Origin of the sequence: Pseudomonas sp. F01002 (genome assembly GCF_004402115.1) — a bacterium.
GTDB lineage: Bacteria > Pseudomonadota > Gammaproteobacteria > Pseudomonadales > Pseudomonadaceae > Aquipseudomonas > Aquipseudomonas frigoris.
This window is the reverse complement of sequence record NZ_SOPU01000022.1, coordinates 20,238-20,448: the sequence shown is the minus strand read 5'-3', so window position 1 is coordinate 20,448 and position 211 is coordinate 20,238. Positions and strand designations below refer to the sequence as shown.

Annotated in this window: 1 protein-coding gene (running past one end of the window); it reads right to left on the bottom strand. The window is 54.5% G+C overall.

Going from position 1 to position 211, the window contains the following annotated elements:
• Window positions 1-54: the 5' end (the start) of an RluA family pseudouridine synthase gene (locus tag E3W21_RS18730; RefSeq protein WP_134421403.1), read on the bottom strand. The gene continues 588 nt to the left of window position 1, outside the view; only the first 54 of its 642 coding nucleotides appear in the window; it begins with the start codon at window positions 52-54; its stop codon lies beyond the left edge, outside the window.
• Window positions 55-211 lie beyond the last annotated feature (157 nt).

The following is a 211-nucleotide window of genomic DNA, read 5'->3' as shown; positions in this document are numbered from 1 at the left end:
CACCACCAGTACGGCGGCGTCCTGATGGATGATGCTGATGTTGGACAGCGGCATTAAAACAGCCTCGTAACAAACGCCAACGGCGGCTCAGAACCTTCATTGTCCCCGGTAGGAGCTGCCGCAGGCTGCGATCTTTTGATTTTGCTTTTAAAACAAGATCAAAAGATCGCAGCCTGCGGCAGCTCCTACCGGGGCTCAAAGGTTCTGAGCC